19 protein-coding genes are annotated in these 24,460 nt (G+C 64.5%); 12 read left to right on the forward strand and 7 right to left on the reverse strand.

Features of this window, described 5'->3' with window-relative positions; genetic code table 11:
• Positions 1-2: 2 nt before the first annotated feature.
• The 3 genes from ACN9M3_RS24675 to edd are packed head-to-tail and all read right to left on the reverse strand — an operon-like array spanning position 3 to position 3,059.
• The gene (locus tag ACN9M3_RS24675) at positions 3-515 is read right to left on the reverse strand and encodes a Rhs element Vgr protein (RefSeq protein WP_426163637.1); all 513 of its coding nucleotides are present in this window, start codon (positions 513-515) and stop codon (positions 3-5) included.
• A complete protein-coding gene (eda, locus tag ACN9M3_RS24680; protein WP_057261271.1) occupies positions 515-1,135 on the reverse strand; it encodes a bifunctional 4-hydroxy-2-oxoglutarate aldolase/2-dehydro-3-deoxy-phosphogluconate aldolase in 621 nt (206 codons plus the stop codon). The genes ACN9M3_RS24675 and eda overlap by 1 nt, the downstream gene beginning before the upstream one ends.
• A 1-nt stretch (position 1,136) precedes the next feature.
• A complete protein-coding gene (gene edd, locus ACN9M3_RS24685; protein ID WP_426318941.1) occupies positions 1,137-3,059 on the reverse strand; it encodes a phosphogluconate dehydratase in 1,923 nt (640 codons plus the stop codon).
• A 187-nt stretch (positions 3,060-3,246) separates the two neighbouring features.
• Here edd and pgi point away from each other — a divergent pair, with 187 nt between their 5' ends.
• The 6 genes from pgi to ACN9M3_RS24715 all read left to right on the forward strand — a co-directional run bounded on the left by pgi (position 3,247) and on the right by ACN9M3_RS24715 (position 12,852).
• Positions 3,247-4,896: a glucose-6-phosphate isomerase gene (pgi, locus tag ACN9M3_RS24690; protein ID WP_426323851.1), complete on the forward strand. Its 1,650-nt coding sequence runs from the start codon at positions 3,247-3,249 to the stop codon at positions 4,894-4,896.
• Positions 4,893-5,786 carry an SMP-30/gluconolactonase/LRE family protein gene (locus ACN9M3_RS24695; protein WP_426318942.1) on the forward strand — a complete coding sequence of 298 codons (894 nt, stop codon included), beginning with the start codon at positions 4,893-4,895 and terminating at the stop codon, positions 5,784-5,786. Before pgi ends, ACN9M3_RS24695 begins: the two co-directional genes overlap by 4 nt.
• Before the next feature lie 32 nt (positions 5,787-5,818).
• Complete coding sequence (gene zwf, locus ACN9M3_RS24700; protein ID WP_426163646.1) at positions 5,819-7,291, forward strand: glucose-6-phosphate dehydrogenase; 1,473 nt, start codon at positions 5,819-5,821, stop codon at positions 7,289-7,291.
• On the forward strand, positions 7,291-8,145 hold the full coding sequence (locus ACN9M3_RS24705; protein ID WP_130310897.1) for an SIS domain-containing protein: 855 nt from the start codon (positions 7,291-7,293) through the stop codon (positions 8,143-8,145). Before zwf ends, ACN9M3_RS24705 begins: the two co-directional genes overlap by 1 nt.
• 92 nt (positions 8,146-8,237) lie before the next feature.
• Complete coding sequence (locus ACN9M3_RS24710) at positions 8,238-10,904, forward strand: polysaccharide deacetylase family protein (protein WP_426318943.1); 2,667 nt, start codon at positions 8,238-8,240, stop codon at positions 10,902-10,904.
• A gap of 4 nt (positions 10,905-10,908) precedes the next feature.
• Positions 10,909-12,852 (forward strand): S41 family peptidase, encoded by a 1,944-nt coding sequence (locus ACN9M3_RS24715; protein ID WP_426318944.1) that lies wholly within the window; start codon positions 10,909-10,911, stop codon positions 12,850-12,852.
• Between the two features lie 62 nt (positions 12,853-12,914).
• On the opposite strand, the gene ACN9M3_RS24720 is transcribed toward ACN9M3_RS24715, so the two are convergent.
• On the reverse strand, positions 12,915-13,319 hold the full coding sequence (locus ACN9M3_RS24720) for a hypothetical protein (protein ID WP_426163651.1): 405 nt from the start codon (positions 13,317-13,319) through the stop codon (positions 12,915-12,917).
• A gap of 72 nt (positions 13,320-13,391) precedes the next feature.
• Here ACN9M3_RS24720 and ACN9M3_RS24725 point away from each other — a divergent pair, with 72 nt between their 5' ends.
• Positions 13,392-14,342 (forward strand): diguanylate cyclase domain-containing protein, encoded by a 951-nt coding sequence (locus tag ACN9M3_RS24725; RefSeq protein ID WP_426318945.1) that lies wholly within the window; start codon positions 13,392-13,394, stop codon positions 14,340-14,342.
• On the opposite strand, the gene ACN9M3_RS24730 is transcribed toward ACN9M3_RS24725, so the two are convergent.
• The 3 genes from ACN9M3_RS24730 to ACN9M3_RS24740 form a co-directional block, all read right to left on the reverse strand.
• The gene (locus tag ACN9M3_RS24730) at positions 14,339-14,614 is read right to left on the reverse strand and encodes a DUF4242 domain-containing protein (RefSeq protein WP_426163655.1); all 276 of its coding nucleotides are present in this window, start codon (positions 14,612-14,614) and stop codon (positions 14,339-14,341) included. The genes ACN9M3_RS24725 and ACN9M3_RS24730 overlap by 4 nt on opposite strands.
• A gap of 77 nt (positions 14,615-14,691) precedes the next feature.
• A complete protein-coding gene (locus ACN9M3_RS24735; protein ID WP_426318946.1) occupies positions 14,692-15,948 on the reverse strand; it encodes a D-amino acid dehydrogenase in 1,257 nt (418 codons plus the stop codon).
• A gap of 15 nt (positions 15,949-15,963) precedes the next feature.
• Positions 15,964-16,338 (reverse strand): hypothetical protein, encoded by a 375-nt coding sequence (locus ACN9M3_RS24740; protein WP_426163659.1) that lies wholly within the window; start codon positions 16,336-16,338, stop codon positions 15,964-15,966.
• Between the two features lie 117 nt (positions 16,339-16,455).
• Here ACN9M3_RS24740 and tal point away from each other — a divergent pair, with 117 nt between their 5' ends.
• The 5 genes from tal to ACN9M3_RS24765 all read left to right on the forward strand — a co-directional run bounded on the left by tal (position 16,456) and on the right by ACN9M3_RS24765 (position 24,437).
• Positions 16,456-17,385: a transaldolase gene (gene tal, locus ACN9M3_RS24745; protein ID WP_426318947.1), complete on the forward strand. Its 930-nt coding sequence runs from the start codon at positions 16,456-16,458 to the stop codon at positions 17,383-17,385.
• 130 nt (positions 17,386-17,515) lie between these two features.
• Positions 17,516-18,709: an efflux RND transporter periplasmic adaptor subunit gene (locus ACN9M3_RS24750; protein ID WP_426318948.1), complete on the forward strand. Its 1,194-nt coding sequence runs from the start codon at positions 17,516-17,518 to the stop codon at positions 18,707-18,709.
• 12 nt (positions 18,710-18,721) lie between these two features.
• Positions 18,722-21,868, forward strand: coding sequence for an efflux RND transporter permease subunit (locus ACN9M3_RS24755; RefSeq protein ID WP_426163665.1), 3,147 nt, complete (start codon positions 18,722-18,724; stop codon positions 21,866-21,868).
• A complete protein-coding gene (locus ACN9M3_RS24760) occupies positions 21,865-23,364 on the forward strand; it encodes an efflux transporter outer membrane subunit (RefSeq protein WP_426163667.1) in 1,500 nt (499 codons plus the stop codon). The genes ACN9M3_RS24755 and ACN9M3_RS24760 overlap by 4 nt, the downstream gene beginning before the upstream one ends.
• The gene (locus ACN9M3_RS24765) at positions 23,364-24,437 is read left to right on the forward strand and encodes a patatin-like phospholipase family protein (RefSeq protein ID WP_426163669.1); all 1,074 of its coding nucleotides are present in this window, start codon (positions 23,364-23,366) and stop codon (positions 24,435-24,437) included. The genes ACN9M3_RS24760 and ACN9M3_RS24765 overlap by 1 nt, the downstream gene beginning before the upstream one ends.
• Positions 24,438-24,460 lie beyond the last annotated feature (23 nt).

Genomic DNA, 24,460 nt, shown 5'->3' on the forward strand with positions numbered 1-24,460 from the left:
AACTACGATAGCACACTGTTAGCAAAAAATATACGCGGCAGGTTGTCGCGGGATGAGGGGTCGCGCAGGAAATCGCGCAGCATGTCGCGGTAAAGGCCGGCCTCCTGTTTGTGCAGGCAGGCCATGGCGAAGTAGTCGGCCAGAATTTCGGCCTGCGCCTCCATATTGAAGTCGCACAAACGCCGCTCGGGCGACACTTCGTAGTCATAGCTCAGGCCAAGCCGGATCGCGCCGCGCCACATCACGGGGTAGCCAAGCTGGTATTGCCATACGTGGGCCATCTCGTGCATGAACCAGTGCTGTTCTGCCTCAGTAGCGAGCGAGAAGTCCGGGCGATAGCGGGAGATATGGAAATACAGTTCGCCGTTGGGCGTGATGCAGACGTCTTTACGCTGCAGGAAAGGAATGAAGCGGGTGTTGTGGATGCGCACCCGCTGGTAGTCGATCGCGCCGCCGAACACCAGCCGGGCCAGCGCGATCTCACCCGACGTCAACGGCCGGGCGATGACTTCCATCAGTGGCGCAGTGCGCTGGCCGCCTTGGCGATGGCGGTGATGCGGTCCCAGTCGCCCGCCTGCATGGCGTCCTTCGGCGTCAGCCAGGAACCGCCCACGCAAGCCACGTTCTTCAGCGACAGGAAGGCTGGCGCCGTATCTTGCGAAATGCCGCCGGTCGGGCAGAACACCACGTCCGACAGCGGGCCGGCAATCGCATTCAGCATGCCGACGCCGCCGGCCGGAACCGCCGGGAACAGCTTCAGTTGCTTGAAGCCCTGCTCGCGCGCCTTCATCACTTCCGAGGGGGTCATCACGCCCGGCAGCAGGGGCAGACCGCTGGACTTGGCGGCGCCGATCAGCGCATCGGTCAGGCCCGGCGACACGCCGAACACCGCACCCGCATCGCGCGCAGCGGCAAATTCCTCAGGCTGGGTCAGCGTGCCGACGCCGACGATGGCGCCCTCCACCTGGCTCATGGCGCGGATGGCGCCCAGGCCGTGCTGGGTCCGCAGGGTCACTTCCAGCACGCGGATGCCGCCTGCCACCAGGGCTTTCGCCAGCGGCACGGCGTGGTCCGGGTCGTCAATCGCGATCACAGGGATCACGGCCGAAGTACGCATAATCTCGAGCAGGGTCATATCAGGCTTTCTTTGCGAGGAAATCTTCATCGGAACCGGGCATGGTGTTGCCCACATTGTCTTCGCCGTGCAACGGCACGGTCGTCTGGATCGGCGACGGCAGCGGGAAGCTGGTCGCGCCCTGCTCCGCTGCGCACACGGTATTGCGGAACATGGAGAACAGTTCGCGGCCCATGCCGATCTGGTTTGGCGACAGGTCGGCTTGCGCCATCGAACGGCCATGCCAGACATCGGAGGAAACCAGCGCTTCCAGCGTGCCCGAGGCAGCGTCGAGGCGGATGATGTCGCCGTCGCGCACCAGGCCCAGCGGACCGCCCGCCAGGATCTCGGGCGAAACGTGGATCGCGGCAGGCACCTTGCCCGACGCGCCGGACATGCGGCCATCGGTCACCAGCGCCACCTTGCGGCCGGCGTCCTGCAGGTTGGCCAGCGCCGGGGTCAGGGCGTGCAGTTCCGGCATGCCGTTGGCTTTCGGCCCCTGGAAGCGGATTACGGCCACAAAGTCGCGATCAAGCTTGCCGGCCTTGTAGGCTGCCATGAAGGCTTCCTGCGAATCGAACACCAGCGCCGGCGCTTCCACCGTGCGGTGCTCTTCCTTGACGGCGGACACCTTCATGATGGCCCGGCCCAGGTTGCCCTGCACCAGCACCATGCCGCCATCTTTCGAGAACGGGTCGGCGGCGCCGCGCAATACTTTCTCGTCGGCGCTCTTCAGCGGGGCTTCCTTGAAGATCACGCCGGATGCATCGTCGTTCAGGAACGGCTCGGCGCAGTGCGCGCGCAAGCCCTTGCCCAGGATGGTATTCACATCGTCGTGCAGCAGGCCGGCATCCAGCAGTTCGCGGATCACAAAACCGGTGCCGCCGGCAGCGTGGAAATGGTTCACGTCCGCATCGCCGTTAGGATAGATGCGGCACAGCAGCGGCACCACGGCCGACAGTTCGTTGAAATCGTCCCAGTCGATCACCACGCCGGCCGCCTTGGCAATCGCCACCAGGTGCAGGGTGTGGTTGGTCGAACCGCCGGTGGCCAGCAGGCCCACCACGGCGTTGATGATGGACTTCTCGTCCACGATATGGCCGACCGGGATGTACTCGCTGCCCATCTCGGTGATCTGCGCTGCACGCTGTGCGGCGGCGGCCGTCAGCGCATCGCGCAGCGGGGTGCCCGGATTGATGAAGGCGGCGCCCGGCAAATGCAGGCCCATGATCTCCATCAGCAGCTGGTTGGAGTTGGCAGTACCGTAGAAGGTACAGGTGCCGGCGCCGTGATACGACTGGGCCTCCCCTTCCAGCAGTTCTTCGCGGGTCGCCTTGCCTTGCGCGTAGCGCTGGCGGATCGCCGCCTTCTCCTTGTTCGACAGGCCGGAAGTCATCGGGCCGGCCGGCACGAACACCGCAGGCAGGTGACCGAAGTGCAACGCGCCGATCAAGAGGCCCGGCACGATCTTGTCGCATACGCCCAGGTACAGCACCGAGTCGAACATATTATGGGACAGGCCGATCGCCGCCGACATCGCAATCGCATCGCGCGAGAACAGCGACAGTTCCATGCCCGGCTGGCCCTGGGTCACGCCATCGCACATGGCCGGCGTGCCGCCCGCGTACTGCGCCACCGCGCCAACCTTGCGCACCGCATCCTTGATGATGGCGGGGAAGGTTTCGAACGGCTGGTGCGCCGACAGCATGTCGTTATAGGCGGAGATGATCGCCACGGAAGGCTGCTTCACCTCTTTCAGGATCAGCTTATCGTTCGCCGGGAACGCGGCAAAACCGTGCGCCAGGTTGGTGCAGGACAGGGTTCCGCGCTGGGTGCGGCCTTTGACGCGGGCCGCCTGGAGGTGCGCCAGGTAGGCCCCGCGGGAAACGCGGCTGCGCTGGATGACGCGTGCGGTGACTTTTTCCAGGACTGGATGCAACGGCATGATCGTTCCTTTTCAATGAATTTACGGAAATTTTACTACAAAATTTCCGACTGCGAGCGCTCCCATCGCACCCAATCACGCTAAAAAGCCCCTCGATTCACCAGCACAACAAAAGATTTGTAGTGAATTTACCTGTTTTTGCTGTATAGTTAAACACAATTCATAAAACCATATGCCACCGGACATTATGCGCTTGCCCGCCTTGACTTCCACCGCGGCCTACCAGGCCCTTGAAATCCACGCCCACGACGCCCGCGACTGGCAGATGCGCCAGTTGTTCCAGAAGGACCCCGGCCGCTTCCCGCGCATGACGGTCGATGCCGCAGGCCTGTTCCTCGACTACTCCAAGAACCGCGCCGACGACGAGACCATCAGGCTGCTGGTGCACCTGGCCCGCACGCGCGGCGTGATGGAACAGCGCGATGCCATGTTTGCCGGTGAAAAAATCAATATTACCGAACGCCGTAGCGTACTGCACACCGCCCTGCGTATGCCGCGCGGCAAGGCGCAGAAGGTCGACGGCCAGGACGTGAATGCCGACGTGCATGCAGTGCTGGACCGCATCAAGGCCTTCACCGACAAAGTGCGCAATGGCGGCTGGCTGGGCCACACAGGCAAGCCGATCACCGATGTGGTGAATATCGGCATTGGCGGCTCCGACCTGGGCCCGAAAATGGCCGTGCTGGCCCTGCGCTCCTACTGCCACCCGCGCCTGAAGATGCACTTCGTCTCGAACGTGGACGGCCACGATATGGACGCCGTGCTGGCGCAAGTGAATCCCGAAACCACGCTGTTCATCGTCGCATCGAAAACCTTCACCACCGCCGAAACCATGCTGAACGCGCAGACTGCGCGCAACTGGTTCCTTGGCCGCGCGCGCGAGGCTGACTTGCCGCGCCACTTTGTCGCCGTATCGACCAATACCGATGCCGTGCGCGCCTTCGGCATCGATCCGGAAAACATGTTCCCGTTCTGGGACTGGGTCGGCGGCCGCTACTCGGTATGGTCGGCCATCGGCCTGTCTGTTGCGATCGCGATCGGCTTCGGCTACTTCCAGGCCTTCCTGGAAGGCGCGCACGCCATGGATGAACACTTCCGCGAAGCGCCGCTGGAAGCGAACATGCCGGTGCTGCTGGCCCTGATCGGTTTCTGGAACCGCCAGTTCCTCGGCGCCAGTTCGCTGTCCATCGCCCCTTACCACCAGGACCTGAACCGCTTCCCGGCCTACCTGCAGCAGCTCGACATGGAAAGCAACGGCAAGCGCGTGACCAGGAACGGGCAGCCGGTGGACACGCCGACCTGCCCCATCGTCTGGGGCGAGTGCGGCACCAACGCGCAGCACGCCTACTTCCAGCTGCTGCACCAGGGCACCGACGCGACGCCGATCGATTTCATCGCCGCCTTGCGCGCAACCCACGACCTGCCGGGCCACCACGACGCCCTGCTGGCCAACTGCTTCGCCCAGTCGGAAGCCTTCATGAAAGGCAAAACCGAAGACGAAGTGCGCGCCGAGCTGAAAGGCGCCGGCCTGCCGGCTGCGGAAATGGAGGAAATGGTTCCGCACAAGACCTTCCCCGGCAACCGCCCGTCCAACACCATCCTGATGGACCAGCTCACGCCATCCACCCTCGGCGCGCTGATCGCGCTGTACGAACACAAGACCTTCGTGCAGGGCGTGATCTGGAATGTCGCCAGCTTCGACCAGTGGGGCGTGGAACTGGGCAAGGTACTGGCCAGGAAGATCCAGGCAGAATTGACCGGCAAGGTCGATCCGGAAGCGCATGACAGCTCGACCAACGGCCTGATCGTGATGGCCAAGGCGGCGCAAATCCAATGAACAGCTACCAGATCGAAGTCGCCTGCGACGCCACCATGACCGTGGGCGAAAGTCCGTTGTGGGCGCCGGACGAGAAAGCCCTGTACTGGGTCGATATCGAAGGCTTTGCCATCCACCGCCTGTGCACGGCTACCGGCCAGCACGAACAGTGGAAGGTCGACAGCGAGGCGTCGTCGCTGGCGCGCGCCGCGAAAGGCGGCCTGATGGTCGCGCAACGCCGCGGCTTCTCCCATTTCAATCCCGATACCGGCGAATGGAAGCTGGTGGCCGAAGCGCCGTTCGACCAGTCCACCACCCGCTTCAACGACGGCAAATGCGACGCGGCGGGCCGCTTCTGGTGCGGCACCATTTACGAGCCGCGCGACAAGCCGGCGGCGGAAATGTACGTGCTCGAACGCGGCCAGGTGCGCAAGGTCTGGTCCGGCGGCATGGTCAATTCGAACGGCCTGGGCTTCAGCCCGGACAACAAGACCATGTTCCACGCCGAAACAGCCAGCCACCGCGTGACGCGCTTTGCCTTCGACCTGTTGTCCGGCACTGTCAGCGACGAGCGCGATGTGCGCCGCTTCAGCACCGACAAGTCGGCAGCCGATTACGGCGGCCGTCCGGACGGCGCTGCAGTCGACAGCGAAGGCAATTACTGGATCGCCATGTTCGAAGGCGGCCGCATCCTCAAGCTGTCGCCGCAGGGCGAGCAGTTGGACGAGATCCGCCTGCCCGTGCGCTGCCCGACCATGGTGGCGTTCGGCGGCTCCGACCTGCGCACCCTGTACATCACCACGGCCGGCAAGCGCCCGGCCGAGGAGCTGGCGGCCCACCCGCTAAGCGGCAAAGTGCTGTCGGTGCGCATGCCGGTGGCCGGCCGCATCGAACCTGCTTATGTAGACTGAAGTAAAACCCTGTAACTCACCTGAAGACGATTATGGCTCTCTCTGATTTCGACCTGGTTCTGTTTGGCGGCAGCGGCGACCTCGCAATGCGCAAATTGCTGCCTGCTATGTTTAGCCGCGATATTTGCGGCGACCTGCCGCCGACCGCGCGCATCGTCTGCGTCGGCCGCCAGGAGAGCACCCAGGATGAGTTCATCAATATGGTGACGACCACCTCGCGTCCCCATATCAAATCAGCCAAGGCCACCGACGAAAACTGGGACCGCTTCATCGCGCGCATCGTCTACGTGTCGCTGGACGCCACCGATTCCGCCACCTACAAAGGCCTGGTCGAAGCCCTGCGCACCGATCCCGCCATCACCCGCGTCTACTATCTGGCCACACCGCCGGCCCTGTTCTCGCGCATCTGCGACAACCTGAAGGACAACGGCCTGGCCACCGCCAACTCGCGCGTGGTGCTGGAAAAGCCGCTGGGACGCGACCTGGCGTCGGCCAAGCAGATCAACAAGGAAGTGGGCAAGGTCTTCGAAGAACAGCAGATCTACCGTATCGACCACTACCTCGGCAAGGAAACCGTGCAGAACCTGCTGGCCCTGCGCTTCGGCAACATCCTGTTCGAACCGCTGTGGCGCCGCGAGTGGATCTCCGACGTGCAGATCACCATCGCCGAGAAGCTGGGCGTGGGCAACCGCATCGGCTACTACGATACCTCCGGCGCGCTGCGCGACATGCTGCAGAACCACCTGCTGCAGCTGCTGTGTATCGTCGCCATGGAACCGCCGACCTCGATCGCGCCGGACGCAGTGCGCGACTCCAAGCTGCAGGTGCTGCGTTCCCTGAAGCGCTTCACCCCGACCACGCTGGCGCAGAACATCGTGCGCGGCCAGTACCGCGCCGGCCACGTGGAAGGCAAGGCCGTGCCAAGCTACCGCGACGAACCGGAAGCGCCGCAGAACTCGAAGACCGAAACCTTCGTCGCCATGAAAGTGGAAATCGACACCTGGCGCTGGGCCGGCGTGCCGTTCTACCTGCGCACCGGCAAGCGCATGGCCGACTCGCTGGCCGAGATCGTGGTGCGCTTCAAGCAGATCCCGCACTCGATCTTCAACCAGCCGACCTCCAGCTTCCAGCCGAATTCACTGGTGATTCGCCTGCAGCCGGACGAAGGCCTGCGCATGAACCTGATGGCCAAGACCCCGGGCGAAGGCATGCGCCTCAAGCCGGCGGAGCTGGAACTGGACTTCCGCGAAACCTTCAAGATGCCGCGCATGGACGCTTACGAGCGCCTGCTGCTGGACGTGCTGCGCGGCCAACTGACCCTGTTCATGCGCGGCGACGAACTGGAAGCGGCATGGGATTGGGTCGAACCTATCCTGAACAACTGGGAGCAGGACGATTCCGCGCCGCTGCCATACGCCTCCGGCACCTGGGGCCCGGCTGCCGCCAGTGCCCTGATCGGCCGCGACGGGCTACAATGGCGTGAAGAAGCCTTGCCTGAAGACTAATGCTGCTCGACTCCATCCGCACCCAGCTCGACTCGCTCTCCAAATCGGAGCGCAAGGTCGCGCTGGCCGTGCTCGACAACCCGGCCCGCACGGTGGGCGCCAATATCACGGCACTGGCCAAGAGTGCGCAAGTGTCGGAGCCGACCGTGGTGCGCTTCTGCCGCACGCTCGGCTACGACGGCTGGCATGAATTCAAGCTGAAGCTGGCGCAGGGCCTGGCCCTCGCCCTGCCCGGCCTGAACGACCAGCCGGCGCAGGACGACCTGGCGTCCGACCTGGTGAACAAGATCTGCAGCCGTTCCATCAACACGCTGCTGGACTTGCGCAACAACCTGAATGCGGAACCGGTGCAGAAAGCCCTCGACATCCTGTCGCGCGCGCGCAAGATCGAGTTCTACGGCCACGGCACCTCCGGCATCGTGGCGGCAGACGCGCAGCACAAGTTCTTCCGCTCCGGCGTGCCCACCGTGGCCTACGCCGACCCGGCGATCCACAGCATTTCAGCAGCCCTGCTGCACGAAGGCGATGCGGTCGTGGCGATTTCCCAGCGCGGCAACAGCCCGGCCCTGGTGCGCTCGGCCAAGCTGGCCAAGGAAGGCGGCGCCGACGTCATCGTGCTCGCCCCCTCAGGCACGCCGCTGGCGGAAACGGCCACGGTACTGATCCCGATCGACCTGATCTTCAACACCGACCCCTACACGCCGATCTCCGCCCGCCTGGCCTACCTGGTGGTAATCGACGTGCTGGCCGTTGGCCTGGCCCTGAAACGCGGCCCCGAATTCCGCAAGAAAATGCAAAACGCCCAGAAAGCGCTGCAGGAATTCGACATGCAGTTCGACTCCTTCATCGGCTGACGCTGCATTGCGGCCGAGGCAGAATGCCGCGCAAATGGGCGTCGGCGGCGCCGATGGGCTAGAATTGCATAATTGCAATTAATTTCCCAAAAATGAAGCTTTCCAAACCCCTGCTGGCCGGCGCTGGCCTCATCGCCTTGGCAGCGGCAGTCGGCGCTGTCTATTTCAAACCAGGCACGCAACCGCGCGGCACTCCTGCGGCAGCCAGCGCTGCCGCTCCCGTCGAGGCGCATGCGCCGCTGCAGGCCGAGATGAAAGAAATCCTGGCCAATTACCGCAAGATCATCATCCTGCTGGCCGACGAACAATCGATGTCGGCGCTTGACCGCAAGGCCGCTGGCCAGGTCGGCCAGTTGCTGTTCCACGAGAACGTCGAACGCCTTGGCAAGGCGCGGCAACTGCTGGCCCAGCTGCAGCAAGCGCCATCGGCCCAACGCGATGCGGCCTACGACACCCTGCTCACATATATCGAATCCGCCTCCGACCTGTTCGACGCCGACCGCCTGGCCTTTCGCGAATTGCTGGTCGAAATGAAGGCGCAGGCCGCCGCCAACCAGACTCTGCCCGGCATCAAGCTGCACAAGCGCGTGAGCGAAGACCTGACCGCGCTGGAGGACATTGAGCGCCAGTACGACAAGGAGTTGAGCGGCATCTTCGCCCGCTTCGACCAGCGCGCCATCCTGCCCAAGCGCGAGCGCTGGGAAGACTATGTCGCACACCTGAAGCAGCTGTTCAGCCGCGACCAGATCATGAAGGACTACGGCGTGATCGTGCCGTATCCCGAAAAGCCAGGCGCCGACGAAGCGGAGAAAGAGATCTTCGGCAAATCGCTGCCGCCAAAAACCGTGGTGCTGACCTTCGACGACGGCCCGCACGCCACCTATACCGATGAAGTGGCGGCCATCCTCAAGCAGTACGGCGTGCCGGGCGTGTTCTTCCAGGTCGGCAAAAACCTCGGTGAAGTCAGCGCCCAAGGCAAGGAGGCACTGAACAAGCAGTCTGCCGCCAGCCGCCGCCTGCTGGAAGGCGGCAACGTCCTGGCCAACCACAGCTACAGCCATGCCCTGCTCTCGAAGGAAAAAGGCGAGCAGTTGTACGGCGAGATCGCCCAGGCCGACCAGTTGCTGAAGGCGGTCGACGCGCGCCGCTCGGCATTGTTCCGCTTCCCCTATGGCGCGCACAATGCCGAAGGCCTGGAATTGCTGAAGAAACTCGGCCTGCGCTCGGTGATGTGGAATATCGATTCGCTGGACTGGGCCGACCCGGTGCCGACCTCGATCGCCAACCGCGTGCTGGGCTCCCTGGAAAAGGAAAAGCGCGGCATCATCCTATTCCACGACATCCACGAGCGCACCGTCAAGACCCTGCCGCTGGTGCTGGACAAGCTGGTCGCCGACGGCTACAGCTTCGCCACCTGGGATGGCAACGACTTCACCATCGCCAAGGCCGGCAAGCCGGAACCGGACAAGGTTGCCATCAGCACCGGCTATGCCAACAGCTACGCCGTGGTCATCGGCATCAACGACTACCAGAAATGGCCCAAGCTGCAGTATGCCGTGCAGGATGCGAAGGCGATCCGCGACACCCTGGTCAGCCGCTTCGGCTTCGATGGCGCGCGCGTGTTCACCCTGACCAATGGCGATGCAACCCGCAACAACATCCTCGCGCTGTTCCATGACAAGCTGGCGGAAGCCAAGCTGAGAAAGGACGACCGCATCTTCGTCTTCTTCGCAGGCCATGGCGCAACACGCCAGCTCAGCTCCGGCCGCAGCCTGGGCTACATCATCCCGGTCGACTCCGACCCGCAGCAAGTGAGCGTGGACGCGATTCCGATGACGGATTTGCAGAACATCGCCGAAAGCCTGGATGCCAAGCACCTGCTGTTCGTGATGGATGCCTGCTACAGCGGCCTGGGCCTGACACGCGGCGGCGGCACCACCGCCTTCCTGCGCGACAATGCACGCCGCATCGGCCGCCAGATGCTGACCGCCGGCGGCGCCGACCAGATGGTGGCCGACGGCGGCCCGAACGGCCACTCGGTCTTCACCTGGACCCTGCTGCAAGCGCTGGGCGGCAAGGCCGACCTGAACGGCGACGGCATGATCACCGCCACCGAGCTGGCCGCCTACGTGGCGCCCGCCGTGTCCAGCGTATCGCAGCAGACGCCGGCCTTCGGCAGCCTGCCCGGTTCCGAAGGCGGCGAATTCGTCTTCCAGCTGCCTGCCGAAGCGGAATTCCTGAGCGAGAACAGCACCCAGCTGTCGCAGGACGCGATCGCCCTCAACAAGAAGCTCGATTCCGGCCGCAATAGCCAGGCCGAAGGCAACACCACGGTCGTGAAAGATCTGCAGGGCGAAGAACAGAAGCTGGCCGCGCCAAAGCCGGTCGACGCCTCCAGCCGCCAACTGGCCCAGCGCGCCAACGACCGCGGACTGCAGCTATATAAGGAAAAGCAGTACGCGCAGGCGGAAGCAGCCTTCACCGAAGCGTTGAAATACCGCCCCGACTTCGGCCTGGCCGCCAACAACCTCGGCTTCATCTACTTCAAGCAGGAGAAATACGCGGAAGCCGCGCGCTGGTTCGAAAACACCATCCAGATCGACGCCTCCCGCGCCATCGCCTACCTGAACCTGGCCGACGCGCGCCAGCGGCAGGGCGAGCAGGAAAAGGCCAGGAAAGCCTACACCAGCTTCCTTGAGCTGGCACCGAACCACCCAAACGCCGCCTATGCGCGCGAACAATTGAAAAAACTGGGGTAAGCGCATGAAGTTCGTTTTCCCGGGGGCGCTCCTGGCTTGCGCCATCGCCGGCAATGCCGCCGCCGCAGGCACCGTCGCTCAAATGCCGGCACCGGCGGCACAAAAAGAAGCGTCACTTTGGGCGGCGCGGGTCATTGAGCGCTACCGCTACAAGCCGAAAGGCCTGCCGGATGGCGGCGCCAGGCGCCCATTCGACCGTTTTATCGAAGCGCTCGACCCCGAGCACATGGTGTTCACCCAGGCCAGCCTGGAGGACATGGCAGGCCAGCGCGCACAGATCGAAAAGCTGACCGACGAAAAGCAGATGGAGATCCCGAATGCGATCTTCGCGAATTACCTGGCTCGCGCCATTGCACTGCACACGTACGCGCAGGAAGTTCTTGGGCAGCCGCTGAAATTCAATGGGAACGAGCGATTCCAGCGCGTGCGGAGCAAGGCCGGCTGGGAAGCCGACGAGGACACGCTGCGCGATCTGTGGCGCCGAAGATTAATGGATGAATACCTTAACCTTCGCCTGGCAGGTACAGCCGAAGCGCAGATCGCTCCAACGCTGCAGCGCCGCTACGAGAACAGGCTGCAACGCCTGGCAGCAATGAAAAGCGAAGACGTCGCCAGCCTGTTCCTGAACGCCTACGTTGCCGCTTACGACCCGCACGCTGCGTACCTGCAACCGGTGAAACCATTTGATCGCGCGCTTGCCGAAAAGATGGTCGGCATCGGTCTCGTGATGCAAAAGAAAGAAGACCTCATCACGGTGCTGGAGGTGGCGCCAGGCTCCTCTTCCGACCGCAGCGGCGAAATCAGTCCTGGCGACCGCATCGTAGGGGTCGCACAGGCCGGTCAAGCCATGACGGAAGTGATTGGCTGGCGTATAGACGACGTCGTTGCCCAGATGCGCGGGGTGCCGGGATCGCAAGTAACGCTGGCAGTCTTGCCACTGGGCGTTCCGCGCGACAGCGCGCCTCGGCGTGTCGTTCTGACGCGGGAAAAGATCCAGCTCGCGGAACAACGGGCCACGGGCCGCGTGGAACTCGTCCAGCACGGCGCGACCAGCTACCGGATCGGCGTGATTACGGTGCCGACGTTCTACCAGGATTTCGAGGCGCGCAGAAACGGCGCCAAAGACTATGCGAGCGTAACGCGCGACGTTGCGGCCGCACTGGCACAAATGAGGGCACAGGACGCCGACGCCGTCCTGCTCGACATGCGAAACAACGGCGGCGGTTCGCTGATTGAGGCGGTCGACCTGACGGGCTTGTTCCTGCCGGGGGCGCAAGTGGTACAGCAGGTCAGTCACGAGCATAAAGTCGCGATCGAAAAAGCACCTGAGGGCGCACCAGCCTGGGATGGGCCGCTGGCCATCCTCATCGGCCGAAGATCTTCCGCAGCCACCGAAATCGCAGCTGCAGCGATCCAGGACTATGGCCGAGGCCTGATCATTGGTGATGTCAGCTATGGTCGCGGCAGCGTGCAAACAATCGTCAACCTGAACCGGTTTTCCGCGGACCCTGCGAAGGAACTCGGCGACCTGAAATTAACCGTCGCGGTGCTGTGCCGTGCGGGCGGCAAGCCGATGCAGCCTGCCGGTGTAACGCCCGACATCCTGGTTCCCGGCCGAATTGACGTAACGGGCCAGGCAAATGCAGACCTGTTCCCCGGCGCCGCATGCAAGACTCAGGACATCTCGAAGAACACGAAGCTGGAGTCCATGATGCCGACGCTCACCAGGCTTCATGAGCGCCGCATGCAGGCCAACCAGGGCTACCATGCACAGCTTGCACGGCAAGCGAAGGAAGAAGCGCTGCTGTCCAGCGACGAAGTAAGCCTGAACGAAGCCGAGCGCCATCGTACTCAGCCCCCGCAACCGGCTGCCGGCATTGCGAAGTTGCAGATGGCGGAAGCCTTGCAGGTGCTGAGCGATGCAGTTGATCAAATGCGGCAGCACTAGAAGACCATCGGCGCTGGACGCTGACTGCCGTCAAGGCAGTCAGCGCGAACGCCACCATCCTGTCAGAGGCCTTCGCGCAGCATCTTCTCCATTGCCGCGCGCGAAACGTGCGGCGTGTCCTTGCCGGCTTCCACCGACCACTGGCCGCCCTTCTGCTGCACCACATATTCGACCTGCGCGCTGCCGCCTTTCGGATGCGGCACGGCCTGCTCCATATCGAGGCCCGTGGTCGGGGTATAGGTAAAGGTCACGGTCGCCTTGCAGCGCGCGCCGTCGCAGCTCACGGCGTCGGTCTTCCAGCCGTCGACCAAGTGCACCTGTTCGTAATAGCCTTCCGTATCGTTGTGGAGGCGTCCGCCATCCAGTTCGAACTTCAGGAATTGATCGAGCGCCGCTTGCGGCGTGGCTTCCGCGGCGTGCGCGGAGATGGCGGCGCACAGCGCGGCCAGAATAGTAAGTTTTTTCATACCGGTATTATATTTTTCTGTAGAGCAATCACTCAACACGAAAATCCGACGCAAGGCTCTAAAATCCATATAATGCCTTTCATGCAAGAATCGACACTATCCGGGCGCATTCTCGGCCTCGCCAACCTCGGCTTGATGGTACTGGATGCCGACCAGCGCATCATTTTCTGGAATCAATGGCTGGCCAGCCGCTCCGGCATGGCTGCCTCCCGCGTGCAAGGACTGACCCTGGTGGAAGCTTTTCCCGAGCTGTCCGGCAAGCGCATCGAGCAGTCGGTGCACACCGCATTGGCCAACAACCTGCCATCCGTGCTGCCGCAAAACCAGGACCGCACGCCTTTCCCGCTATTTGCCGCCGGCACCTGGGGCGGCGAACGGATCGAGCAGGCTGTCAGCCTGACGCCTTTCAACGAAGGCAAGGAACGCTTTTGCCTGGTCGAAGTGGCGGACGTCAGCAACACCGTGGGCCGTGAACGCCAGCTGCGCGGCCAGGCGGAAGCCCTGCGCGCGCAATCCTATGTGGACGGCCTGACCGGCATCGCCAACCGCCGCCATTTCGACGTAGCGCTGGACCGTGAACTGCGCCGCGCGCAGCGCCAAGGCGCCAGCCTTTCGCTGCTGCTGATGGATATCGACTCCTTCAAGGCCTATAACGACCATTTCGGCCACCTGCAGGGCGACGCCTGCCTGACCATGGTGGCGGAAGCCTTTGCCTCGCGCCTGCAACGCCCGGCCGACCTGGCCGCCCGCTACGGCGGCGAGGAGTTTGCCGCCATCCTGCCCGACACCACGCCGGAGCAGGCCGCCCGGCACGCCGAAGTAATCCGCGCTTACGTGGAATCGCTGAACATGGCGCACGCGCCCAAGGCCGTGCATTCGCACGTTACCCTGAGCATTGGCGTCGCCAGCTTCGACAAGGAGCGCCTGAACGACGCCAAGTCCTTGCTGGAAGCTGCCGACCGCGCGCTCTACACCGCCAAGCGCGAAGGCCGCAACCGCGTGGTCGTCGGGCAGCCCGCCTAACCCTGGTAGAAATAAGGGTCGAGCGCGGTCACCTGCGTGATCTTGTCCACCGGCAGGTGGTTCATTTCCGCCGTCTCGCGGATCGCTTCCGGCGATGGCGCCTCGTACAGGCAGTAAGTCTTGCGCAAGTCGTCGCTCACGTAGGAGTGGATCCAGGTGACGCCGCTGCGGGCATTGGTGCCGATGACGAGATCGCAGGCCTTGGCGCCATCTGCATTGACGGGAATGTGCAAGCCTTCCGGGAAAGTGCGCTCAACAATATAGCGTGGCATGGTGGTCTCCTTGAGGGTCCGTGGTTCGCGGCCGAGCCGCCAGTCTTCACCATAGACCATCCTGCCGCACTGTCCAGTCAAGCCGCCACGGGTGTACCCTTGCGCTGCACGCCCGGCACGAGCGCCGCCTCCACTGTCCCGGCGATGAGCTCAGCAGTAGCGGCCGACATGGTCCAGCCCAGGTGGCCATGGCCGGTGTTGTAGAACACGCCAGGGCGCCTGCCCGGCCCGACGCGCGGCATGAGGTCCGGCATCATCGGCCGCAAGCCGGCCCACGGCACCACCTGGCGCGTGCAGACGCCGGGGAAGCACTGCTGCACCCAGTTCACCAGCGGCGCAATGCGGTCGGCGCGGATATCGCGGTTAAAGCCGTTGAACTCCGCCGTGCCCGCCACGCGGAAGCGGTCGGCGCCCAGGCGGCTGCTGACCAGCTTGGTGGCGTCATCCACCAGGCTGACTTTCGGCGCCGCGGCCCGGCTTTGCGCATCCTCCAGCATCACCGTGATCGAATAGCCTTTCACTGGGTAGACATTGACCCGGTCGCCCAGCATGGCGGCAAACTCGCGGCTGGCCGTGCCGGCGCAAATGACGAGGGCGTCGAAACGCATCGACTCCTGCGTTTCGTCCAGCGCGAAGGTGACGCGGGCGCCCCCTTTCCCCGCGTCCAGGCCAAGCACATCGGCGCCGCACAGCATTTGCACGCCGCGCGCTTCAGCCGCCTGCGCCAGCCCAACCGTGAACTTGTGGATGTCGCCCGTGCTATCGCTCTCGGTAAAGAAACCGCCGTAGAACTGGCCTTCGAGCGTCGGTTCGATGGCATGCATTTCCTCGGCCGTCACGGCGCGCCGCTGCAAGCCGCCCTGCGCCAGCAGCCCGGTCACCTGCGCCGCATGGTCGAAACCCGCCTTGTCGCGGTAGACATGCAGGATGCCTTCATGCCGCGCGTCGAAATCGATGCCCTCTTCGCGCGCCCAGCCAAACAAATGCTCGCGCGCTGCAATTGCGAGGCGCGTGCTGGCGATGGTATTGCTTTCATAGCGGGAAATGGCGGCAAGGAATTCGGCGAACCAGGACAGCTTGTGCCAGCCCGGCCTGGGGTTGACCAGCAGCGGCGCATCGCTGCGCAGCATCCATTTCAAGCCTTTGCCGACGGTGCTCCAGCTGTTCCACGCCTCGGCATGCGAGGCCGATAGCTGCCCCCCATTGGCGAACGAGGTCTCCATTGCCGGGTAGCGGTGGCGTTCAAACAAGGTGACCCGCAGGCCGCGGCGCGCCAGCGCATAAGCTGTCGTGACGCCGGTGACGCCGCCGCCGATCACTGCGACTGATTTCATGAACAGGCCCGCTTCTTACTGCGCCGCCACCCTTCCGTGCGAAGCGGCGCCGGTAGCGCCCAGCACACCGGCAATCAGCAATACGTACCACAGCGCACCAGTACCGCCATGCAGCGCCATCAGGGCAGTGGCATCGGCCACCAGTGCAGCAGCGCAGCCCAGCGCCAGCAACAGCAAGGCGATCGACACGGCAAACGACAGCGCGCGGAAATTGGCCACGCGCGCGCCGGTGGCGAACAACAGGTAGCCCGCCACGCTAAACAGCGGGAACATCAGCCACAGCGAAACGCCAGCGGCCAGCCCGCCTACGCCCAGCTGGGCCAGTACCAGCGCGGCTCCGGAAAACAGGCCCAGCGCCAGCAGCAGCGCTCCAACAATTGCCAAAATCATGGCTAACTCCTCAGACCAAAATATGAGAATACTAATAATCCCCATTGTAAACGCAACATGGCGGGCCGCGCCGATTTAGTACAATAGGTTTTTTCGTCCCCCACATCCAGGACTGCAATGAATCAGCTCGAACAGCTCAAGCAATACACTACCGTTGTTGCCGACACCGGCGATTTCCAGTCGATCAAGGCGTATGCGCCGCAAGACGCAACCACCAATCCATCGCTGATCCTGAAAGCGGTGCAGAAGGATGAATACAAGCCGCTGCTGGAAAAGGCAGTACGCGACAACCCGAATGCGTCTACCGGCGAGATCATCGACAAGCTGCTGATCGCCTTCGGCACCGAAATCCTGAAATTCGTTCCAGGCCGCGTTTCGACCGAAATCGACGCCGCGCTGTCCTTCGACGTGGCCGGCAACCTGGCCAAGGGCCGCGAGCTGATCGCCCTGTACGAGCAAGCCGGCATTCCACGCGAACGCGTGCTGATCAAGATCGCCTCCACCTGGGAAGGCATCCGCGCTTCCGAGCAACTGGAGAAGGAAGGCATCCGCACCAATATGACCCTGCTGTTCTCGCTGTGCCAGGCCATCGCCTGCGCCGAAGCAGGTTCCCAGCTGATTTCCCCGTTCGTCGGCCGCATCTACGACTGGTACAAGAAGTCCACCGGCATCGACTACCAGGGCGCGGAAGATCCGGGCGTGCAGTCCGTCAAGCGCATCTACAACTACTACCGCAAGTTCGGCTACAAGACCGAAGTGATGGGCGCGTCGTTCCGCAACACCAGCCAGATCCTGGAACTGGCAGGCTGCGACCTGCTGACCATTTCGCCGGACCTGCTGCAAAAGCTGGCCGACACCCAGGCCACGGTCGAGCGCAAGCTGTCCCCGGCCGATACCGGCACCGCCGTCAAGATCTCGATGGACGAAAAGACTTTCCGCTTCATGCTGAACGAAGATGCGATGGCGACCGAAAAGCTGGCCGAAGGCATCCGCGCCTTCGTGGCCGACTCGAACAAGTTGAAGCAGATGATCTCGGCCATGCGCTGAACACGACCCGTTTCACTGTGGAAAAGGACGCTTCGGCGTCCTTTTTTGTTATTTGGGCCTATACAAAACGTTACAATTGACAGTGTTATACAATTTTCGGCGCAGTCCCCCTTCACAGAACGAGACGCCAATGAAACCTGTATTGCGCACCCTGCCGCTGGCAATTGCCCTGTCGCTGTCCTTCGCGGCATGCGGCGATAAAAAAGACGCCAGCAAGTCGGCGCCGCCCCCTCCCACCGTTTCCGTCATCACCGCCGCCGCCGGCGAAGTCACCATCACCAACGAGCTGCCGGGCCGCGTCGAAGCTTCGCGGATCGCCCAGGTGCGGGCGCGCACGCCGGGCATCGTGCTGCAGCGGGTGTTCAAGGAGGGCGGCGACGTCAAGGCGGGGGAAGTCCTGTTCCGCATCGATCCCGCGCAATTCCAGGCCAATGTGGAAAGCGCCGATGCCGCCATTGCGCGCGCCGAGGCCAACCTGGCGCAAGCCGACCTGAAAGCCAAGCGCTACAAGCCGCTGCTGGCGGCGCAGGCGGTCAGCCAGCAGGAATACGACGACGCGGTTACCGCGCAAAAGCAGGCCGGCGCAGAACTGCAGTCGGCCCGCGCCGCGCGCAAGAACGCCGGGCTGACCCTGGGCTATGCCACCGTTACCGCGCCCATCTCCGGCCGCGTGGGCCGCGCCCTGGTCACCGAAGGCGCGCTGGTCGGACAGAATGAAGCGACGCCAATGGCGACCGTGCAGCAGCTGGACCCGATCTACGTCACCATTACCCAGTCTTCCGCCGAGCTGCTGCGCCTGAAGCAGGCGCTGGCCGCAGGCACGCTGAAAAGCGCCGGCAAGGACCAGGCGCGCGTTACCCTGCTGACCGAGGACGGTCAGGAATATGCGCGTCCCGGCAAGCTGCTGTTCTCCGATGTCGCAGTCGACGAATCGAGCGGCTCGGTATCGATGCGCGCCGAATTCCCGAACCCCGAACGCAACCTGCTGCCGGGCATGTACGTGCGCGCCCGCCTTGAACAAGGCGTCAACGAATCGGCCATCACGGTGCCGCAGCAGGCCGTGGTGCGCGGCGCGGAAGGCGCCTCGGTGCTGGTGGTCGGCGCCGACAACAAGGTCAGTTCGGTGCCGGTCAAGGCCGATGCCGCAGCCGGCGGCAAATGGGTGGTCAGCTCGGGCCTGAAAGGCGGCGAGCGCATCATCGTGGAAGGCTTCCAGAAGACCAAGCCAGGCGGCACCGTCAATCCGGTGCCGTGGAAAGGCCCGGCATCCGGCCCTGCACCGGCGGGCGCCGCGCCTGCCGCATCCGCCCCGGCGGCCAGGTAAAGGGGCCGCCACATGGCAAAGTTCTTCATCGACCGCCCCGTATTTGCGTGGGTGATCGCCCTCTTCATCCTGCTGGGTGGAGCGCTGGCCATCACCACGTTGCCGGTGGCGCAATATCCCACCATCGCACCGCCATCGATCGTCGTCAGCGCCACCTATCCTGGCGCAACCGCACAGGTACTGGACGACTCCGTCACCTCCGTCATCGAACAGGAGATGAATGGCGCCGACGGCCTGCAATACGTCGAGTCGCAAAGCGATTCGAGCGGTTCGGTCAGCATTACCGTCACGTTCCAGCCGGGCACCAATCCGGACCTGGCAGCGGTGGACGTACAGAACCGCATCAAGCGGGTGGAATCGCGCCTGCCGCAAGCGGTGATCCAGCAAGGCGTGCAGGTCAACAAGGCGCGCTCCAACATCCTGATGTTCGTCGGCGCCTACTCGACCGACGGCAGCATGGACCCGACTGCGATCGGCGACTACCTGGCGCGCAACGTGCTCAACGAGATCAAGCGACTGCCGGGCGTGGGCCAGGCCCAGTTGTTCGGTACCGAGCGCTCGATGCGCATCTGGGTCGATCCCGACAAGCTGACCGGCTACAAGCTCAATATGAGCGACGTCACCACCGCGATCCGCCAGCAGAATGCCAACGTGGCCGGCGGCACGGTGGGCGATCTGCCCAACACCCGTGCCCAGGCCTGGTTCGCGCCGGTGGTGGTAACGGGCCAGCTGACGTCCATCGAGGAATTCGGCAAGATCGTGCTGCGCGCCAACCGCGACGGCTCCCTGGTGCGCCTGCGCGACGTGGCCCGCATGGAGCTGGGCGGCTCCAGCTACAGCATCAGCGCGCGCCTGAACGGCCAGCCTTTCGTTGCCATCGCCGTGCAGCAGTCGCTGACCGGCAATGCACTGGCCACCGCCACCATCGTGCGCGAGAAGATGGACGAGCTGCAGAAGTACTTCCCACCGGGCCTGAAGTACACCGTGCCTTACGACACCTCGCTGTTCGTCAAGATCTCCATCGAGGAAGTGGTCAAGACCCTGCTGGAAGCGGTCGCCCTGGTGTTCCTGGTGATGTACGTGTTCCTGCAGAACTTCCGCTACACCCTGATCCCGACCATCGTGGTGCCGGTGGCGCTGATGGGCACTTTCGCCGCCATGCAGGTGTTCGGCTTCTCGATCAACGTGCTGACCATGTTCGGCATGGTGCTGGCCATCGGCATCCTGGTGGACGATGCGATCGTGGTGGTGGAAAACGTCGAGCGCATCATGAGCGAGGAAGGCCTGTCGCCGCGCGAGGCGACGCGCAAGGCCATGTCGCAAATTACCGGCGCGATCATCGGCATCACGCTGGTGCTGATCGCCGTGTTCATCCCGATGGCCTTCTTCGGCGGCGCCGTGGGGGCGATCTACCGCCAGTTCTCGCTGTCGATGGTGTCGGCCATGGTGTTCTCCGCGCTGATGGCGCTGTCGCTGACGCCGGCCCTGTGCGCGACCATGCTGAAGCCGGTCGAGGCGGGCCACCATCATGCCAAGACCGGCATCTTCGGCTGGTTCAACCGCGGCTTTGCCGTCACCGCGACCCGTTACCAGGGCTGGGTGGCGAAGATCCTGACGCGCACCGGGCGCTTCCTCCTGGTCTTCGTGGCGCTGCTGGGCATCGTGGCCTGGCTGTACGTGCGCCTGCCCTCCTCCTTCCTGCCGAACGAGGACCAGGGCTATATCATCGCCAACGTCCAGTTGCCGCCGGGCGCCTCGCGCAACCGCGCCGAGGCCGTGCTGGCCGAAGTGGATGCCTACTTCCGCGCCCAGCCGGGCGTGGCGCGCACCATTGCAGTGGCGGGCTTCAGCTTCTCCGGCAACGGGCAGAACGCCGGCCTGGTGTTCGTGCCGCTGAAAGACTGGAAAGAACGCGGTCCCGACCAGTCGGCGGAAGCGATTGCCGGCCGCTCCTTCGGCGGCCTGGCGCATATCCAGGATGCGCAGGTGTTCGCACTGAGTCCGCCGCCGATCCGTGAGCTGGGGAACGCCACCGGCATCACGGCCCGCCTGCAAGACCGCGGCGGGCTTGGCCACGAAGCCTTGCTGGCGGCGCGCAACCAGCTGCTGGAGCTGGCGGGCAAGAGCAAGATCCTGACCGGCATGCGCCCGGAAGGACTGGAAGATGCGCCGCAACTGCAGGTCGACATCGATCGCGAGAAGGCCAACGCGCTGGGCGTGTCGTTCGCCGATATCACCGCCACGCTGGGCACCGCGTTCGGCTCGTCGTATGTGAACGACTTTGCCAGCAGCGGGCGCCAGCAGCGCGTGATCGTGCAGGCCGACCAGCAACGGCGCATGCAGCCGGAGGACATCCTGCGCCTCAACGTGCGCAGCAGCACCGGCACGATGGTGCCATTTGCCTCGTTCTCCAGCACCCGCTGGGTGACCGGCCCGATCCAGCTGGTACGCTACAACGGCTATCCTGCCTACCGCCTCAGCGCCGGCGCCGCACCGGGACACTCCACCGGCGAAGCCATGGAGGAGCTGTTGCGCCTGGCCGAGCAACTGCCGCCGGGCTTCGGCATCGAATGGACCGGCCAGTCAGCCGAGGAACGCCTGTCCGGCTCGCAGGCGCCGGCGCTGTTTGCGCTGTCGATGCTGGCCGCCTTCCTGGTGCTGGCTGCGCTGTACGAATCGGAATCGATCCCGGTCGCCGTGCTGCTGGTGGTGCCGCTGGGCGTGCTCGGCGCCCTGCTCGGCGCGCATATCCGCAGCCTGCCGAACGACGTGTACTTCAAGGTGGGCCTGATTGCGATCATCGGCCTGTCCGCCAAGAACGCGATCCTGATCATCGAGTTTGCCAAGGACCTGCAGGCGCAGGGCAAGGGCCTGATCGAGGCGACACTGGAGGCAGTGCACCTGCGCTTCCGCCCGATCATCATGACCTCCCTGGCCTTCATCCTCGGCGTGCTGCCGCTGGTGATTGCCTCCGGCGCCGGTTCGGCTTCGCAGCGCGCCATCGGTACCGGCGTGATGGGCGGCATGATCACTGCCACCGTGCTGGCGGTGTTCCTGGTGCCTGTGTTCTTTGTGGTCGTGCGCCGCATCTTCAAGGGCAGCGAACGCCAGCGCCGCCTTGCCGCGCATGAACTGGATCTTCCGGAGTCGAAGCAATGATGAAGCCCATCCCTTCCGCCCAACCGGCCTTCCGCGCGCTTGCCGCTGCCCTGCTACTGGCCGGTGCCGTGTCCGGCTGCTCGATGGCCCCAACCTACCAGCGTCCAGCGGCACCGGTCGCTGACGCTTTCCCCGCCGTGCCGCCTGCCGCGGGCGCTGCCGGCAGCGAAGCATCCACCGGCGCAACGCAATCCGCCGTCGAAACCGGCTGGCGCAGCTTCTTCCCTGATGGCCGCCTTCAGCAATTGATCGCGGCAGCCCTGGAGAACAACCGCGACCTGCGCATCGCCGCCCAGCGCATCGAAGAAGCGCGCGGCGCTTACCGCATCCAGCGCGCCGACCGCCTTCCGACGCTGAACGCCACGCTCAGCGAATCGCGTGGCCGTACGCCCGGCTTCGCCAACGCCAGCGGCCAGCCCCAGATCGGCGAACGCTATGACGCCGGTCTCGGCATCTCCGCCTTCGAACTGGACTTCTTCGGGCGCGTCAAAAGCCTGAGCGATTCCGCTCTCGCCGCCTACCTGGCCACCGAAGAAGCCAAACAGGCCGCCCAAATCAGCCTGGTCGCCGAAGTGGCCAAAGCCTACTACACCGAGCGCGCCTTCGCCCAACAGCAAGCGCTGGCCGAAAGCACCTACGACGCCCGCAAGCGCACCTTCGACCTGACGAAGCAGCGTGTGGAAGGCGGCGCTTCGTCGCGTCTCGACCTGCGCTCCAACGAGCAGCAGATGGAAACCGCGCGCGCCTCGGCCCTGGCCCTGGCCCGCCAGCGCGCGCAAGCGGCCAACGCGCTGGCACTGCTGGTCGGTCGGACACTGCCAGGCGGCAGTGGGCAAGGCAGTGCACAAGGCAGCGCGGCGCCGATGCCGGCCACGCTGGAGGCGATGAGCGACGCAGAGGCCGACGCCATGTCTAGCCTCACAGCGGGCTTGCCTTCCGACCTGCTCGCCAACCGCCCCGACATCCGCGCCGCCGAGCAGCGCCTGAAGGCCGCCAACGCCAACATTGGCGCCGCCCGCGCCGCCTTCTTTCCACGCATCTCGCTGACCACTTCGATCGGCAGCGCCAGCCGCGATTTCAGCGGCCTGTTCGACAGCGGCAGCAATACGTGGAGCTTCGCCCCGCAGCTGGTGCTGCCGATCTTCGACACCGGCCGCAACCTGGCCAACCTCGACGTCAGCCACGCCCGCAAGAATATCGCCGTCGCCGATTACGAGAAGACCATCCAGCAAGCCTTCCGCGAAGTCGCCGACGCCCTGGCCGCCCGCACCTACCTCGGCGAGCAGGTCGCTGCCCAGCGCGCGGTGCAGGACGCCCAGGCCGAACGCCTGCGTCTATTACAATTACGCTTTGAAAACGGGGTCGCCAGCTCGCTCGACGTGCTGGACGCCCAACGCGAATTGTTCACCGCGGAGCAGGCCCTGGTCCAGGCACGCCTGCTGCGCACAAGCAGCGCCATCGACTTGTACCGGGCGCTTGGAGGAGGCTTGAAGTAGTGGATTCACCGATCAGTATCCGTCTTGGCCAGCGCGCCCGCCAGCGCATCGAGCGCGAAGGCTTGCAGGCCGCCGACATCGCCATCATCCCCGCCGCCGCGGGCGGCCCAAAAGGCCTGATCCTGAACGGCATCGACCAGTGGATGTTCGGCGAATGGCTGAAACAGGCGCCGCGCCAGCGCCGCCTGATCGGCGCCTCGATCGGCGCCTGGCGCATGGCAGCCGGCGCCTTCCACGACCCGGTGGCCGCGCACAAGCGACTGGCCCACCACTACACCCACCAGACCTACCCGGACAAGGTAGATGCCGCCTATGTCAGCCGCGTCATCCGCAGCCTGCTCGATAGCGTGCTTGATGGCCGCGGCGGGGAAATGCTCACCAATCCCGACTACCTGCTGTCGGTGATCACGGTACGCGGCATCGGCCCGCTGGCCCGCACGCGCGGGGTCCGCTGGCGCGAAATGGCAGGCTTCCTGCGTGCTGCTGCCGGCAATGCGCTCTCACGCAGCCGCCTGGCCGGCGCGATGGAACGGGTGGTCTTCCACGATACCCGCGACGATGCAACCTGGCTGCGCGCCAGCTTCGACGCTTTCGCCTCGCATTACGTCGGCCTGTCGGAACAGAACCTGCGTTCCGCCCTGCTGGCCTCCGGCTCGATCCCGCTGGTTCTGCAGGCGGTCAGCGACATTCAAGGCGCACCGCCGGGCGACTATTGGGACGGCGGCCTGATCGACTACCACCTGCACCTGCCCTACCAGCGCGACCAGGGCCTGGTGCTGTACCCGCACTTCACCGACCACATCGTGCCGGGCTGGCTCGATAAATCGATGCCTTGGCGCCGCGCCCGCGATAGCGCGCTTGAGAATGTGATCCTGGTCTCGCCGTCGCCATCCTTCGTGGCGCGCCTGCCCAACCGCAAACTGCCCGACCGCACGGACTTCAAGCACTACGGCCAGGACCATGCCGCCCGTATCCGCGACTGGACCTACGCCATCGGCGAAAGCCAGCGCATGGCCGACGCGCTGGCGCAGTGGGCTGAGAAGCCCGACCTGCGTTTAGCCCAGCAGTTCTAATCCTCTGCTTCCTGTTGCAGCCT

This window comes from Pseudoduganella sp. R-43 (genome assembly GCF_049913255.1).
Lineage (GTDB): Bacteria > Pseudomonadota > Gammaproteobacteria > Burkholderiales > Burkholderiaceae_D > Rugamonas.